14 protein-coding genes are annotated in these 16,202 nt (G+C 50.1%); 9 read left to right on the plus strand and 5 right to left on the minus strand.

The annotated features are described in order from the left end of the window. Positions 1-24: 24 nt before the first annotated feature. Positions 25-927, minus strand: a complete 903-nt coding sequence (locus HMPREF0044_RS02015; RefSeq protein WP_006546430.1) for a 1,4-dihydroxy-2-naphthoate polyprenyltransferase — start codon at positions 925-927, stop codon at positions 25-27. After that, a complete protein-coding gene (locus HMPREF0044_RS02020) occupies positions 924-2,258 on the minus strand; it encodes an AMP-binding protein (protein WP_006546431.1) in 1,335 nt (444 codons plus the stop codon). The genes HMPREF0044_RS02015 and HMPREF0044_RS02020 overlap by 4 nt, the downstream gene beginning before the upstream one ends. A 174-nt stretch (positions 2,259-2,432) precedes the next feature. Here HMPREF0044_RS02020 and HMPREF0044_RS02025 point away from each other — a divergent pair, with 174 nt between their 5' ends. Then, entirely contained in the window at positions 2,433-3,905 is a 1,473-nt protein-coding gene (locus HMPREF0044_RS02025) for a L,D-transpeptidase family protein (protein ID WP_006546432.1), read from the plus strand. 47 nt (positions 3,906-3,952) lie between these two features. Further along, complete coding sequence (locus HMPREF0044_RS02030; RefSeq protein ID WP_040312811.1) at positions 3,953-4,933, plus strand: 1,4-dihydroxy-2-naphthoyl-CoA synthase; 981 nt, start codon at positions 3,953-3,955, stop codon at positions 4,931-4,933. Positions 4,934-5,107: 174 nt separating this feature from the next. Here the strand turns inward: HMPREF0044_RS02030 and HMPREF0044_RS02035 are convergent, their stop codons facing one another. Next, positions 5,108-5,863 carry an MIP/aquaporin family protein gene (locus HMPREF0044_RS02035; protein ID WP_006546434.1) on the minus strand — a complete coding sequence of 252 codons (756 nt, stop codon included), beginning with the start codon at positions 5,861-5,863 and terminating at the stop codon, positions 5,108-5,110. A gap of 331 nt (positions 5,864-6,194) precedes the next feature. Here HMPREF0044_RS02035 and HMPREF0044_RS02040 point away from each other — a divergent pair, with 331 nt between their 5' ends. Beyond that, a complete protein-coding gene (locus HMPREF0044_RS02040) occupies positions 6,195-8,360 on the plus strand; it encodes a beta-galactosidase (RefSeq protein ID WP_006546435.1) in 2,166 nt (721 codons plus the stop codon). Positions 8,361-8,424: 64 nt separating this feature from the next. Here HMPREF0044_RS02040 and HMPREF0044_RS02045 read toward each other — a convergent pair whose 3' ends face one another. Continuing rightward, the gene (locus tag HMPREF0044_RS02045; RefSeq protein WP_006546436.1) at positions 8,425-8,766 is read right to left on the minus strand and encodes a hypothetical protein; all 342 of its coding nucleotides are present in this window, start codon (positions 8,764-8,766) and stop codon (positions 8,425-8,427) included. A gap of 34 nt (positions 8,767-8,800) precedes the next feature. On the opposite strand from HMPREF0044_RS02045, the gene HMPREF0044_RS02050 reads away from it, so the two are divergent. From HMPREF0044_RS02050 to HMPREF0044_RS02065, 4 genes are all read left to right on the plus strand, one after another. Then, the gene (locus HMPREF0044_RS02050; RefSeq protein ID WP_245528806.1) at positions 8,801-9,847 is read left to right on the plus strand and encodes an o-succinylbenzoate synthase; all 1,047 of its coding nucleotides are present in this window, start codon (positions 8,801-8,803) and stop codon (positions 9,845-9,847) included. Positions 9,848-9,952: 105 nt separating this feature from the next. Continuing rightward, positions 9,953-11,674 (plus strand): 2-succinyl-5-enolpyruvyl-6-hydroxy-3-cyclohexene-1-carboxylic-acid synthase, encoded by a 1,722-nt coding sequence (menD, locus tag HMPREF0044_RS02055; protein WP_050754336.1) that lies wholly within the window; start codon positions 9,953-9,955, stop codon positions 11,672-11,674. Between the two features lie 62 nt (positions 11,675-11,736). After that, positions 11,737-12,942, plus strand: coding sequence for a S1C family serine protease (locus HMPREF0044_RS02060; protein WP_006546439.1), 1,206 nt, complete (start codon positions 11,737-11,739; stop codon positions 12,940-12,942). Between the two features lie 131 nt (positions 12,943-13,073). Further along, on the plus strand, positions 13,074-13,778 hold the full coding sequence (locus tag HMPREF0044_RS02065) for an MgtC/SapB family protein (protein ID WP_006546440.1): 705 nt from the start codon (positions 13,074-13,076) through the stop codon (positions 13,776-13,778). An 89-nt stretch (positions 13,779-13,867) separates the two neighbouring features. Here HMPREF0044_RS02065 and HMPREF0044_RS02070 read toward each other — a convergent pair whose 3' ends face one another. Next, on the minus strand, positions 13,868-15,214 hold the full coding sequence (locus HMPREF0044_RS02070) for a nicotinate phosphoribosyltransferase (protein ID WP_006546441.1): 1,347 nt from the start codon (positions 15,212-15,214) through the stop codon (positions 13,868-13,870). A 74-nt stretch (positions 15,215-15,288) separates the two neighbouring features. Here HMPREF0044_RS02070 and clpS point away from each other — a divergent pair, with 74 nt between their 5' ends. Next, positions 15,289-15,582: an ATP-dependent Clp protease adapter ClpS gene (gene clpS, locus HMPREF0044_RS02075; protein ID WP_211205079.1), complete on the plus strand. Its 294-nt coding sequence runs from the start codon at positions 15,289-15,291 to the stop codon at positions 15,580-15,582. A gap of 4 nt (positions 15,583-15,586) precedes the next feature. Beyond that, positions 15,587-16,195, plus strand: a complete 609-nt coding sequence (locus HMPREF0044_RS02080) for a DUF2017 family protein (RefSeq protein ID WP_006546443.1) — start codon at positions 15,587-15,589, stop codon at positions 16,193-16,195. Positions 16,196-16,202 lie beyond the last annotated feature (7 nt).

Here is a 16,202-nt window from a genome sequence, read left to right on the forward strand (position 1 = left end):
CAAAGAACTTTCCAAAGCATGTACCTAGCCAATCACAAAACCAGTGGCAATGACTACTCCAAACAGTAAAGTCGTTAATCCTAGTTTCTTCAGGACCGGAATCAGCTCCTTACCGGAAGCTCCTTGCATGACTGGGGAAGTCAACAAAAACGCGGTGGAAAGCAACAGCATTAGAGACCCAAAACGCACCCACAGATTAGGGATAGTAACTAAACCAAGTACCATTGCCACCCAAATCAAAGCAGAGTAAATCATGCGAGAAGGACCATCCCCCAAACGGACTGCAACAGTACGTTTACCGGCCTTAGTATCAGTAGGAATATCGCGAATATTATTGATGAAAAGCAAGGCGACGGAAAGCATACCAACGGCAGAGGCCGCTGCCCACAACCAAAGGGGTGCTTCTTGAACCTGCACCCAGGTAGTGCCGATAGTTGCCATAAGCCCAAAGAAAACAAAGACTAGCAACTCAGATAAGCCAACTCCCGCGTAGCCGTAAGGATTTTTCCCACCTGTATAAAACCATGCAGCTACTACTGCCAAAACCCCTGGTAATAAAAGGATCCACTGGCCACTCACAACCAGAATTCCTAAGCCAACTACACCGGCAAAAGCAAAACTTACCAGTGCTGCCTTTAGCACGGTTTTTGCAGGAACCAGTCCGGAAGCCGTTAAGCGCAGCGGTCCGGAACGCTTATCGTCAGTCCCACGAATACCGTCAGAATAGTCATTGGAAAAATTCACCCCAATTTGCAAAGCCAAAGCTACGAGTAAAGCAGCTACAGAAAGAGCCCAGTTAAAACCCTGTAGACGGTAGGCGGCGGCTGCCCCAATCAATACGGGAGCCACTGCGGCTGGTAAAGTCCGCAAACGAGCGCCCTCTAACCAGTCCTTGAAAGTCGCTTGGCGTTTTGCTTTCTGGCTCATGCACGCTCCTTATTTTCTTTCACCCACAGGTTGGCGGGACGCAACTCAGCTGGTAGTTCCAACAGTTCTTGCACCATTTTTTCGAGGGCGTGCTTATCAGGCTTACCCAAATCAGTGCGCGGTAAGGTTTCTAAAACAATGAAAGCTCGCGGAGCAAACTCTTTTCCAAGTTCACTACCAACCAACTCCCGCCAATGCCGTGCAGTGGCAGGTAAATCAACTACTGGCTGCGCCACAGTCACTACTGCTACCGCAATCTGCCCCCACAGGCTATCTGCTGCGGGAAGTACCACCGCTTCCGTTACCGATGCTTCAGAGCTAACTGTAGTTGAAACCAGTGCATTTGCAACCGGAAGCGGGGAAATATTTAACCCCCCAGAAATGATTACCTCATCTGCGCGTCCTTGAACCTGGACTTTTCCGCCCTCGGAAATAATCTGATCCGCAGTGGGGAGAAAACGCAAGCCATCAACGGAAACGAAATCAGCGCCCGTCTCCCCATCTAAATAATCCACCAGCAAAGTAGGGGAATGAATCAATGCACAACCATTTTCAGCGGTTTCGACACGCACACCTGCCAACGGCACCCCATCATAAACCACGCCACCTGCAGTTTCAGTCATCCCATAACTGGTGACTACACGAAGCCCCGCGGTTTCTGCGCGTTCTCGTAACGCCACAGGCAGAGCTGCTCCGCCCACTAAAATGGCATCCAAACGTGCCAAATACTCTACCAGTTCACCACCGAAATCCAGCGCATCCTGAAGCTGCTTCGGAACCAACGCTAAATAAGACCGTAAATCAGTTCGTACGCCACCGCCTTCAAACATGGAACGGCAAGCACGAATCAACGCATCTGCATCAAAGCCACCATCCAACTCAGCAATCACCGGTGACGCCTCAGCCACGCAACAACGCACTAATGTCAACAAACCTGCAATATGATGCACCGGTAAGGCGACAATCCAGCGTCCGGGACCTCCTAAAGCTTCATGAGTGGCGCGGGCAGAAGCCACTAAAGCCGCGTATGAAAGCCCGACTAAACGAGGCTGACCTGACGTGGATCCTGAGGTTTCTACAATCACGTCGACTTCTGCGGGAAGTCGCGTTAGGTGATTTTCGAGGGCGGCTGTAGAAGCCTCAATCATGGGTGGGAAACACTCTTCAATAGGACGTGGGGCAACTACAATCCACTTACTACGTTTCTGCCCAGTTGCTTCCTCGCGCTCAAAAAATTCCCACAGTTTATGCACCGCAGAATACGTGCGAGTAATCGCCATGGCGGAAGTGCCGCCGGGAACAAGCATTAACTGAGCGTCAGAAATAGTCATGTAGAGTCCTTTTAACGTCGAAACACTTCTATTCTAAGGGGTTTAAGTTGAGGTATTGCACAGAAGCTCGCTCTGCCTAAAATAAATGACATATTCTATACTTAATAAGAAGTAGTTAAAAGACTTTTCATAGTTAGATGTAATCGCTAACTGAATGAAAACTGAAGGAAAAACATGGACGCAGTCGAAAGCGTAGAACCAGTAGCCGCAAAGAAAACTGGACTAAAGCTAAAAATCACTGCCGGAATCGCAGCGGTACTGGCTATCACTTTAGGTGGATCCTCTGTAGCCTACGGCATGTATTTCGAAGACCGCGCACTACCTTCAGTAACTATTGCCGGCCAGGATGTTTCCGGAATGAAGGAAGCAGAAATCGCTAAGATGATCACTGATCAGGCAGGCAAGCAAAAGCTAAAGTTTAAAGTCGGTGAGAAAGAAGTTACCGCTACCTACGCTGAAATTGGTGTAGAAACTGACGCTGAAGCAACCGCTAAGAACGTATTGAAAGCAAACCAGAGCATCTGGAATCGCTTCACCGCTTACTTCAACCCAACCAAGCAGCAGGTTGTCACTAAGTTCAATGAAACTAAGTTCAATGACTTCCTTGGAACGCTTGAAAAAACCTTGGATAAGCCACGTCAAGACGCGGCTTTGAATGTGAATGCTGAAACCGGTGAATTCTCTGTAGTTCCCGGCAAAATGGGTGAAGTTGTGGATAAGGAAGACTTACGCACTCAGGTAGAAGCGCAGGTTATGAATCTTACTTCGGAACCAATCATCACTAAGATTGTCTCCCTTGAACCAGAACTGACTGACGCGGAAGTAACCGCATTTCAGCAGAAAGCTACCGAGCTTGCCAACCTGGACCTGACTTTCTTTGAGGGTGAAGAAGATATCACCATTGAATATCTGCAAAAGGTGGGGTTGATTTCCTTCAAGGATGCTGCGGGAAAGACTGTCGAACCAAAGTATGATGCTGATAAGGTACGGGAGTTTGTAGCGAAACTTGCTGAACAGACTAATGAAGAGCCTGAACCAGCGTTACATAACGTAAACGGTGCTGGAAAAGTCCTGGCAGTAGCTAAAGAAGGTAAGCCAGGTTGGAAGGTAAATAACGCTTCCGCAGTTGCAGATGCTGCAGTGAATTCTTTGGCAGCTGGTAAAGCTTTCCGCGGGGAGTTCACCTACGACAAGATTCAGCAGAAAGTTGAAACTCGTCTAATTGCAGACGGTGCTGAAAACTTGGCATATCAGGCAGCGCCGGGTGAACGTTGGATTGATATTAACCTTTCTAACTACACGATGACTGCCTACGAAGGTGCTACCCCAGTGTTCTTCACTGACCAGATTGTTCCGGGTGCAAATGAAACCCCAACTGTAGTTGGTAAGTTCGCGGTTTATTTGAAGTACAACGTGCAGGATATGCGTGGTACTAACTTTGACGGTACTCCTTACTTAACTAAGGGCGTGCCTTGGGTAACTTACTTCCACGGTGGTTACGCAATCCACGGTGCTCCATGGCGTAGCGTATTCGGTTTAGGTCACGGCGGTAATGGCACTCACGGTTGTATCAACACCCCAACTGGTAATGCTAAGTGGATTTACGACTGGTCTCAAATGGGTGACCCAGTAGTCGTTCACTACTGATAAAAACTTACAGGTAATACGCTCATAACTTCCGTAGAATGGAAGCTATGAGCGTATTACCTTTTGTATCCGATACTTTTGATGCTTCTCGTTGGCGTGAAGTAGTCGGTTTTGAACTTACTGACATTACCTACCACCGGGGAATTTCGCGTGGCATGGAGTTAGACGGTAAACCTGTTGGTGCAGACTTGCCGGTTGTCCGTATTGCGTTTGATCGCCCAATCTTACGTAATGCTTTCCGCCCTCATACGGTGGATGAACTCTACCGCTGTCTGGATCATGCGCGGATGACTTCGGATGTTGCCGCGGTAATTATTACGGGTAACGGGCCTTCTCCTAAGGATGGGGGCTATGGTTTTTGTTCTGGTGGCGATCAGCGGATTCGTGGTAAGGATGGCTACCGTTATGAGGAAACGGATTTGGGTGAGGATGCGGCGGTCGAGTCGCGACGGGAAACTATTGATCCGGTTCGTGCGGGACGCTTGCATATTTTGGAAGTCCAGCGTCTGATTCGTACTATGCCAAAGGTGGTTATTGCTGCGGTTTCTGGTTGGGCGGCCGGTGGCGGTCATTCTTTGAATGTGGTGTGTGATCTTTCTATTGCTTCGCTGGAGCATGCGCGTTTTATGCAGACTGACGCGAATGTGGGTTCTTTTGATGCTGGTTATGGTTCGGCTTTGCTGGCGCGCCAGGTGGGGGATAAGCGGGCTCGGGAGATTTTCTTTTTGGCGCGTGAGTATTCTGCTGTTGATGCGGAACGTTGGGGTGTGGTTAATGAGGCAGTACCGCACGCAGAGCTTGAGAATACGGCGTTGGAGTATGCGCGGATTATTGCGACTAAGTCTCCGCAGGCGATTCGCATGTTGAAGTTTGCGTTTAATTTGGCTGATGATGGTTTGGCTGGTCAGCAGGTTTTCGCGGGTGAAGCTACGCGTATGGCTTATATGACTGAGGAGGCTCAGGAGGGTCGGGATGCTTTCGTAGAGCGTCGTCAGCCTGACTGGTCACCGTTCCCGTACTATTTCTGATTCCCTTTGCGTGGGAATCGTAACTCCCGCGTTTTGGTTGCGCGGGAACTTGCGTTCGCACGTTTTCGAGGGCGGTAAATAACTGTAAGTAAGGGGGTGTGGGGTGAGAACCATTGGTTCTCACCCCACACCCCCTTTAAGTAGTAAGTGGAAACTTCTTTTAAGAAGTTAGGCTCAGAAAGCAGCTACCAGCAGGCCACCGCAAACTGCACCGAGGATACCACCGATCATTGGGCCAACTACTGGAACCCAAGAGTAACCCCAGTCAGAGTCGCCCTTACCCTTGATTGGCAGTACTGCGTGTGCAATACGTGGAGCCAAGTCACGAGCTGGGTTGATTGCGTAGCCGGTAGGACCACCAAGGGAAGCACCGATACCTACGATCAGGAATGCTACACCCATTGGTGCCAGCCAACCCAAGTCAGGCTTGCCGCCGATGAGACCAGCTGCCACGATTACGAACAGCAGTACGAAGGTGCCCATTGCTTCGGTGACGCAGTTCCAGAAGTAGTCGCGGTCTTCTGGACCGGTTGCGAATACGCCCAGCTTAGCGCCCTTGTCTTCGGATAGGTCGAACTGCTTGCGGTAGGTCAGCCAGGTCAGAACTGCACCCAGGAATGCACCCAGGAACTGTGCAACGATAGCAACCATTACCTGTGCCCAGTTAACGCCCATTCCTTCAACAACGGACTTAACAGCCAAACCAACGGTAACTGCAGGGTTCAGGTGACCACCGGTCTTGAATGCTACGATAACACCCATCCAAACTGCAATACCCCAGCCGAAGTTTACGTGCAGGAAGCCGGTGCCGTTACCCTTGTTCTTTGGCAGAATGTTGTTTGCAACTACACCGCCACCCAGCAGGAGCAGCATTGCAGTACCTGCAAATTCGGCCAAGAATACCTGGCCAAGAGTTAGATCAGCCCACATCAGAGGACTCCTTTTCTTGTTAACGCTTTTTGCGTACGTTCAAAATAGACTCGCCACGTTGTGAATCTATTACGGGATTTTTAGACCTTTTGTAGTATTTACATTTGGGTCGTTATTTTTCCCCGTCATCGATTATTGTAGATGATTTATGTAGTGAATCACTAAAAACTTGCCACCTTGGAAGAAAGTCCCAGATTATATATTCGGCTTGAGAAAATGTGCTGACAGTAACAGTCCCAGAGGTAAGTGCTAATTAAAAACCAAAAATGTTCACGTAAACACCGTAGAATTAAGAACTAGTGAAATCCACACCCAGAACAAAGGAGTATCCATGGTTTGGAAAACACCAGGACAGTTAGCGTACGGGGGCGACTGGAACCCAGAACAGTGGTCACCAGAAACCCTTAACGAAGACTTCCAACTAATGCATGAAACTAACGTGAACTTAGTTTCCCTGGGAATCTTTAGCTGGGCGAAACTCGAACCCAAAGAAGGTGAATACGACTTCACCTGGATGAAAGAAATCCTAGACCGCTGCCACGCAGAAGGCATCCACGTAGACCTTGCCACCCCCACTGCCGCTCCACCAGCTTGGCTTCTCGCCTACGAAAACACGGCTGCAACAGATAAAAATGGTATTAAGATGAGCTTCGGAAGTCGCCAGGAATACTGCCCGACCTCCGAAAAATACCGAACCAAAGCTGCCGAAATCGCCACCCGCCTGGGAACTGAATTCGGTGACCACCCAGCAGTAGTGATGTGGCACGTAAACAATGAATACGGCTGCCACACCCTGCGCTGCTACTGTGACAACTGCGCTACCGGATTCCGCGCCTGGTTGAAAGAAAAATACGGAACTATCGAAGCCGTAAACCAAGCCTGGGTTACTGCCTTTTGGTCCAACACTTTCCAAGATTTCTCAGAAGTAAATCCACCGCGGAAAACCGCTACCTACACTAACCCCGCCCATGAACTGGACTACTGGCGTTACTGTGATGACCAGCAGCTAGAAAACTTCAAAACCGAAGCTAATATTTTGCGTCGGCTTAGCCCAGGTCGTCCCGTAACCACCAACTTCATGGGAGAGTTCGCTAACCTCAACTACGGTAAATGGGCAGAACACATCGACGTAATTTCTGACGACGACTACCCAGACCCAGCGAACCCCGTCTCTGCCCACCAGGTAGTTTTCAACGCCGCAATGATGCGTGGATACGCTAAAGGACAGCCATTCCTGCTGATGGAACAGGTAGCAGGCGCAGTTCAATGGCGTCCAGAAAATACTCAAAAACGCCCCGGACAGTACCAACTCTGGTCCTTATCACGGGTCGCTCACGGCGCAAATGGCATCTTGCAGTTCCAGTGGCGGCAAAGCCCTGGCGGTGCAGAAACTTTCCATAACGGCATGGTTAATCACGCGGGTAAATTCTCAAAGTGGTGGCCAGAAGTCTGCGAAACCGGACGCGCTTTGCAACGTTTAGAACCAGTAGCTGAGCAACTGGTTTCCTCTGAAGCGGTAGTGCTGATTGACTCTGATAGTGCCCGCGCCCGGCATCTGGCAATTGGTCCTCGTGAAGTAGAAGCGAATTTCCAAGGAGCTCGCCTGTGGCACCGCGCCCTGTGGGAAAAAGGCGTAGTTGCAGACGTATTGAGCGTACGCTCGTTACTGCGTGGCGATAATAAGCTGGATAGTTATAAGCTGATTGTCGTTCCAGATATTTTCATTGACTATCCTGAGCTTGCAAAGCAGTTGGATTCCGCTGCCGCTGGCGGAGCACAAGTCATCGTCACTAAAGAAACCGGTGTAACTGACGAAAACCTTAAGGCTATCTTGGGTGGTTACCTGGGGTCTTTGAAGAAACTGCTGGGCGTGCAGGTGACAGATCATCACTTGAGTGCGTATAAGACTAAGTTTGCGCAACCTGACCCACGAGTTTCCCGTATTACTTCTGCAATTGGAACTCCAGGAGCTGAAGAATACTACACGTTGGACACTGAGTTTGCGCCGCTGCAACGCGCCCTCCAGAAAATCGCCTTGCCAACCCCGCAGATGCGCGGCCACCAGTGGGGTGAAAACGTGATTGCCACCCAGCCGGCCACGCAAGTTACCCTGTCAACTTGGCTGAATGATGAAGTTGAGGTGATTGCCCAGTTCAGCGGTCATAATGGTTCTGATTTGGCGGGTTGGCCGGCAATCACGCGCCGCCGTCACGAACAGGGTGCGGGCTGGTATGTGGCTACTGATTTAGACGAGGTCGGCAAAGCAGCTTTCTTAGAAGTGGTTTGCGCCTATGCGCGGATCTCTACAGATGCCGAGCAACTTCCAGCGGGAGTAGAGAAAGCCCAGCGCGGTAACGTCTGCTTCTATCTGAACCACTCCGATAAAGCAGTACAGCTTGCAGGTGTAAGCGGTTTTGAACTGCTCACGCAAAGTGAGGCAACCGGGCACGTAATGCTGCCACCTCGCACGGGCATTGCCGTGCAGGTAGCTAACTAATCGCGCAGGGGGTGTGCACCGAGTAAGTGCACACCCCTGTAAGCTTTTTCAGCGTAAACTTGGGTTAGTGTTTTCGCTGGTTCTTATACCAGCGGGGAAGCAGCCAAGCTGGCGCAGTTTTCCCAAATAATCCAACCAGAGCGCCGCCTAAACCAACTACGGCAAAAGGCAACCCAATAACGGTAAGTGTCCAGAAAAGCCAAGGAATGGAACGGCTTAGCCCTCCGGCTGAAACTAAACCCAATCCCAGCAGTGCCATGGCAAAAGCGGGGAGAAATAGGAAAGCAAAGCGTTCGTCGATCATGCCGTTTTGTCCCTGCCAAGCGCGGGAACCCGGGGTGTCTCGACGCAGATATAAGGCGCCGATTGCGCAGAGAATACCGAAACCGAATGCAAGAAATACCATGTGTTCAGAGTACCTGATAAGTGAGGAACAAGTAGTGGCAAGCGTGGTTTTACCTGTTGAAAAAGAATCTTTTTCACCTTTAGCACAGCGGGTTTTAGAGCCGATTAGTCGCGTCGCCTATTTTCGTTTGCCTTTGAAGAATCGGTTTCGACGGGTAACTGAACGAGAGGGGCTGTTACTTGAGGGGCCGGCTGGTTGGGCTGAGGTATCACCGTTTTGGGACTATGACGCGCGTGAGTCTGCGCACTGGCTGCAGGCGGGTTTAGAACTGGCGTGTGAGAAGTTAGCTTTACCGGTTTACCGCCAGCAGATTCCTATTAACGTAACTATTCCGGTGGTTGCGCCTGAGCGAGCGTTAGAAATTGTAGAAGAGTTTTTGGTTTCAGTTCCAGCGGGCCAAGTGGTGACGGCGAAAGTTAAGGTGGCTGACCCGGGGGTGACTTTAGCTGCGGATTGTGCGCGTTTAGAGGCAGTGCGCGCTGGCTTAGGGGCGTGCGGGCGGATTCGCGTGGATGCGAATGCAGCGTGGACGGTGGAAGAGGCAGTTTCTGCCTTACGAGAATTAGATAAGGCTGCCGGTGGTTTAGAGTATGTTGAGCAACCGTGTGCTGCGGTAGAAGATTTAGCTTTAGTACGGCGTTTAGTTGAAGTGCCGGTGGCAGCTGATGAGTCAGTGCGTCGCGCAGAAGATCCTTTACGAGTAGCTCGGTTGGATGCCGCGGATGTGCTGGTGGTAAAGTTGCAACCAATGGCGGGAATCCACCGAATTCTGCAGGTAACGGAGCAGGCACAGTTGCCGGTGGTGGTTTCTTCTGCCTTAGATTCTTCTGTGGGGATTGCTGCGGGCCTGCGACTGGCAGCGCACCTTCCGCAGTTGGATTACGCGTGTGGGTTGGGTACAGCGCGTATGTTCATTGGCGACGTTGTGGCTTCTCCTTTAATTCCCGAGGGCGGTTTCTTACCGGTTACCAGCGTGGAACCAGACTGGCCGCAGGTGAGTGCACTCACCTCATCTGGTTTTGACCGCGAGCGGATTACTGCCTGGGTACAGCGTCTTAACTCTATGGTTGAGTACTTATAATCTCTATCCTGGGGGTGGATGTATTTAAGGAAAGCTTCTTAACAGTAGGGTGCTTTAAACTAGAGGTAGTTGTTTAAAGCTTAAATGAGGTAAGCAGGTTTTCGGATGCGCAGTGAGTTAGTTGATTCCTATTTGCCGGGTGATTCTGTAACTGATGCACGCTGGCTGGTGGCGTTGCTACACTCTAGCGGAGTTCGTCATTTCGTTTATTGCCCTGGTTCTCGTTCTGCTCCGTTTGCCTACGCTTTGGCGGAGTTAGAAGCTGCACAGTTGGGGGATACTCAGGTGCATACTCGTATTGATGAGCGTTCTGCAGCTTTTTTTGCGTTAGGTTTAGCGAAAGCAAGTGGACGACCAGTAGCTATTTTTATGACTTCTGGGACGGCGGTGGGGCACTGCTTGCCGGCGGTGATGGAAGCCCATCATAGTAATACTCCGCTGGTGGTAGTTTCAGCTGACCGCCCTTGGGAAATGTTGGAAACCGGGGCGTCGCAAACTACCCGCCAAGCCGGTATTTTTGGTTCTTTTGTGCGTCGGTTTGTGGACGTGCCCGCTCAGATTACAGATATTCGTCATCTAATAAACCAAGTGCAGCACTTGCAGTATTGGTGGTCGGGGGTGACAAAACCAGGGCCCGTGCACGTTAATATGGCGTTTACCGGCAGTCTAACTCCGCATTCGGAACGAACTGCCACTACTGGAGAACTCGTTGCTTCCCTTTGCCAGCAGGGGGTAGAGTTCGTTGCGGATAGGCAAATGCGTACTTCTACTTTCGTAGTTGACGCTCTTAGAACTGTGGTTGTAGTTGGTAATGGCGAACCTGATTATTTAGTGCAGACTCTTGCGCAAGCTGAGGGTTACGTGGTTTTAGCTGAACCGGGGACCAGCGTTTGGAATCAAGGTTATGCGTTGCCGTTTGAGCAGCAGCTAGTAACTTTGCTGGGAGCTGAGGTTGAAAGAGTTATTGTTTATGGTCGTCCAACGTTATCTCGTCCTTTAACACAGCTTATTAATGATGGGGAGAAAGTGCAGTGGGTAGTGTCTGAACGCGCCGATTACCCACAGTTATCTGGTTGCGTACAGCGAGTTTTTACTAGTTTGCCGGTGTTGCCGCAGTTGGATGCATGCGTGCATGAGTGGGCGTTGAAATGGCATGAAACCGCTGTAAAACTTAGTGAATCCTATGGGCGGTTGTCGCTAGCGGATGGAGTGAAAGCTACTCAGCTTTTAGTTCAGGCAGAAACTACTGAAGTGGTAGTTTCTGGAGCTTCTAATCCTGTTCGCTACCTGGATTTAATCGGGGATACTGGTTCGCGGGGAATGCAGGTTTTCACTAATCGCGGGCAAGCGGGTATTGATGGGACGATTGCTTTCGCTCGCGGAGTCCAGGCGGTGGTTGGTAAGCGCGTGAGGGTTCTGTTGGGGGACGTTACGTTCTTACACGATGCATCGTCTTTGCTGTGCGCGGCTGGGCAGGATACGCCGGATTTGGATATTGTCCTTTTAGATGATTGCGGAGGGCGGATTTTCCAGTCTTTAGAGCATGGTGCTGATGCCAGTGTAGAAGTTTATGAGCGTTTCTTCGCTATGGGACAAAATGTTGATTACCGGGCTTTGGCGCAGGCTTATGGCTGGCAGTATCAGTGTTTTACTGGCTTGCAAACTGGGGATTCGCAAAGTGAATTCGTGGCTGCTTTAGAGGCTGATGTAACCGGTGGGCGGATTTTGCATGTGGTGTGTGATCACGCTGATATTCGCGAGGCTATTCGTGACCTATTTCAAAATCCATTTTCAGAAAACTTCCAGAAAACCTTAAGAGTCGATTAAGACCCCCTGGGCAAACTAACAACATAGTTAATGTACGTTTAAGGTTTTAATCGAGGAGAGCTATGACTTACGAAGTATACCCAGGAAATACTCCAACCCCACAGACCGTAGTAGTCAAAAAAGGTCCTGGCTGGGGTGCCCTGGCATTATCCATGATTGCTACTTCTGCGCTTACCGCTACCGCGGTAATCACCACGGGAGTTGCTCAACTCCCATTCACCCCAAATGCGAAACAAGCTGTTTCTCGTTTGGAACCACAAACCACCGGGCCCGTAGTTAAACCAGTCGAAAACCAAATCGGCGCTCCCGACTGGCAGGCAGTGGCAGATGCAGTCCGACCCGCCACCGTATCAATTAGCGTTACCGGTAAAAAGAGTGGTTCAACAGGTTCTGGGGTTATCTGGGATAACAAGGGGCATATCATCACTAACCACCATGTGATTGATATTGCCGACGGTGAAAACTCTATTACCGTAAGCCTTTCAGACGGTCGCCTTTACCATGCGAAAATTGTCGGCACTGACCCAACTACTGACCTAGCAGTTATTAAACTCGTTAACCCACCCAACAACTTGGTAGCGGGAAACTTTGGTAGTTCCGCAGAACTTAAAGTTGGCCAGCCAGTTATGGCAGTGGGGTCGCCACTGGGCTTAGATGATACGGTAACTACCGGTATCATCTCTGCACTTAACCGTCCAGTGGCAGTATCTGCAGCGCCAGATGAAAACCCATTCGCCCTCAAACAAGAAGAAACCGCAGCAGAACCCATCGTGACAAATGCGATTCAGGTGGATGCTTCCCTTAACCCTGGTAACTCTGGCGGACCGCTTTTTAACGAAGCCGGACAGGTAATCGGTATTAACTCATCTATCGCTTCCAATACCGGAAGCGCTGGTAAAGCTGGCTCCATTGGGCTCGGTTTCGCTATTCCTGTAGACCTGGTGCGCAACGTGGTTACGCAAATCGTGGAAACTGGGAAAGCGATGCACGCACAGTTGGGTGTCTCAATCATTTCCGGCACAGCTGTGACTGGTGCAGACACTCGCTATGGTGCGGAAGTGAAAGAAGTTGTTCCTGGTAGCGGGGCAGAAGCAGCCGGCCTTAAAACCGGTGATGTGATCACGGCAGTAAATGGTGATCCGGTAACTTCCGGTAAATCCCTCACTGGCTACGTGCGACGCTTCGTTCCCGGTGACAAAGTAAAAGTCACTTACACTCGTGATGGAAAGTCACAGACTGTAGAAGTAGTTTTGAAAGCTCGCGCGTGACATTTACCTATACGAAAACGGGAGTTTTCGTATAGGTAAATAGCGCATAGTTACGTTTCCCTACATGAAAAATTGGTTTCTCATGTAGGGAAACGGCAATTTCATAGGCTTTCTCAAATACCATAGAGAGTATGCCAGCACTAACCGACTTTTCACCCATCGCACAGCAACTTATTTCTCTAACTGTCTGCTTCATTCTTTGCAGTCTCTTAGGTGTGGAACGCCAATTCCACCATAAGAATGCCGGTGTTAAAACCCACGTGTTAGTCGGTGTAGGATCCTGCCTATTTACACTAATCTCTGCATATGGTTTCGCCTCAATTACCACTGCCAGCGTGGCAGTTGATCCCTCCCGCATTGCCGCCCAAATCGTCTCTGGCATTGGTTTCATCGGTGCGGGCGTAATCTTTGTAAACAATGATGCGGTCAGAGGCTTAACTACCGCTGCCACAGTCTGGGTATCGGCTGCACTTGGAATGGCTTGTGGAGCCGGACTATTTCACCTGGCAGTTTACGCACTATTACTGCACTACCTGGTGGTTTTTATCATCGGTCCACTTATGAACCTGATTCCGCACTCTAACCGGAACCTCCGCACAGTCGTGGAATATGAGGCTGGACAAGGCGCAATGCGCCAAATTCTTTCCGTAGCGACTAACCACGGCTACAAAGCCAGCGTAACCTCAACTTCTCCTATCGAAATAGAAGAAGGGGACGGTATGCGGGTGGTTCTCAAATTTGAAGGACCACATCCACAGACCGCCCTCATCAACGCTATTGCAGAGATTCCGCAAGTACACGCTGTCGACCAAGTCGACCGCAACGAATTAGATTAGTTGCGTTAGCCAAGCGTCAAGTTTGTCAGGTGTTGTTACCTTAAAACTCACATGGCAACGCGAGCTCGCAGATGAGTTTTTAGCGATTACTAAGCGGAAAGATCCAAGTAACGCGTCGGCACTGCCGCTTCGCCCTCGGAAAGGCGCCAAGCCTGGTAAGGCAACTCGTTACGAGACTGCACATGGTGATCACGCGCCACTTCAACTGCACGCGCACCCAAACGAGAATCATCGATGACGCCCTGAGTAACCAGCGGAACCTGCAGTGGACGCGCATTATGCTCAGCCAAAACCTCAGCCGCGCGTTCAGCAGAACAGTTAACTACCAGCAGTTCTTCGGCCGCATACCCTGATTCAGAAAGTACACGACCCGCATACTTTTCGCCACCAACCGTAGACTTAGAAGCAGACTTCTTAGCCACATCAATCCAGTTGCCAGCAGAATCTTCACGCTCCACCATCTTATAAACCAAAGCAGCAGTAGGAACGCCAGAACCAGTAACCAGGCGAGTACCCACACCGTAAGAATCCACCGGAGCAGCACCTAAAGCAGCAATCGCATACTCATCCAAATCGGAAGTAACAGTAATCTTCGTGCCATGCGCACCTAAAGCGTCCAACTGGCCGCGCACCTTGAACGCCTGCGCCACCAAGTCGCCAGAATCCAAACGCACAGCCCCCAGTTCACCGCCAGCTTCCCGAGCAATCTTCACCGCACGTTCCACACCCTGCGCAATATCGTAAGTATCTACCAGCAGAGTTGTAGAAGTACCTAAAGAATCAATCTGCACGCGGAAAGCATCCTCTTCACTGTCATGCAGCAAAGTGAAAGCGTGCGCGGAAGTACCGATAGTAGGAATGTTATAGCGGATACCCGCTTCTAAATCAGAAGTTCCGACGAAACCACCAATAACAGCGGAACGAGCCGCAGAAACAGCCGCGCGTTCATGAGTACGACGCGCGCCCATATCCAGACAAGGACGACCATGCGCTGCAATCGTCATACGAGAAGCCGCAGAAGCTACCGCACAGTCGTGGTTTAGAATGGAAAGCGCTAGAGTTTCAATCAAAACAGCTTCTGCGAAATCGGCTTTAACCGTGAGGATAGGAGACCCAGAGAAGTAACATTCACCCTCAGCGTAGCCAGAAATATCACCCTTAAACTTAAAGTTTTCCAAGTATTTAATGGCTTCAGAGCTGACAATCTGCTTATCGTTAAGCCAACGTAGTTGTTCTTCAGTGAACTGGAACCGCTGCAGAGCTTCCAGGAAACGACCAGTGCCAGCGACTACTCCAAAGCGGCGGGTGGTAGGCAGACGACGGCCAAAAAGTTCAAAAACAGTTTTACGGTGGGCAGTGCCAGCTTTCAAAGCGGCATCCACCATGGTGAGCTCATACATATCCGTAAGGAATGTAGTGGAGTTAGAAAAATTCATACTATGAGCATACTTCAAAACAGCCCAATCCGACGGGTGAATAAATTATTCTAAGAAGTATGAGGAAAGTTCCAATGTTGGAAGAGCAAGTAGAGACTATTCCAGCTGCCAGTGAGTTCGCATCCCAAATTTGGGCCACGGTAGTTTGGAATGATCCTATTAATTTGATGGACTACGTGCAGGCAGTATTCCAGCGTCACTTCGGATTCTCGCAAGCGCGCGCCCATGAACTGATGCTACAAGTACATTTAACTGGGCGAGCCCTGGTATCTAAAGGACCGAAAGAACGCATGGAAGCGGATGTGTTAGCCATGCACGGTTACGGGCTGCGTTCCACTTTAGAACCGGTTACGGAAGTAGGCGAATAGATTCGTGTCCGCATGGAACCTACCTGAGCAGACGGAGGGCGGAAAATACCGGATCCCGTTACGCTCAGACTTCGCGGTGCTGATATCTCAGCTTTCCGTAGAGCTAGTGCATCTATTAGATGCCCCGGTTGAGGGAATGGATTTTCTGGCAGCACTATCGGGTGGTTATGAGCTTAAAGAACCTCCCGCTGATCCAGTTCTACAGCAGCTCCTGCCGGATATGAGTGATGATCCAATCGATGCGATTGAACTACGTAGCTTCACTGAAGACACCCTGAGACTGTTGAAAAGCCAACGCCTACAGCGAATCGTAGGGGTTTTAGAGAATACGCCTGAGGAACTAATTATCAATGAAGATGAAGCTTGGGATTGGCTGAGTGCCTTTAATGATATGCGGCTTTATTTAGGAATGAGGCTTTCGCAATATCAAGGATCTGTGGAGCTGGTTGAACCGCAGTGGAGCAAGTTAGAGGAAAAAGCTGAGGTGCTTTTCTCTGAAGAGAGTGTGGATTTACCGCAAGAACAGTTACAGGAATCCTTGATTTGCTTAGCTTATATTGTGGTTTCGTGGTGGCAAGATTCACTACTGCAAGAGGTTATTAACAAGCAGTAATCAGGCT

Origin of the sequence: Gleimia coleocanis DSM 15436, assembly GCF_000159015.1 — a bacterium.
GTDB classification, from domain to species: domain Bacteria; phylum Actinomycetota; class Actinomycetes; order Actinomycetales; family Actinomycetaceae; genus Gleimia; species Gleimia coleocanis.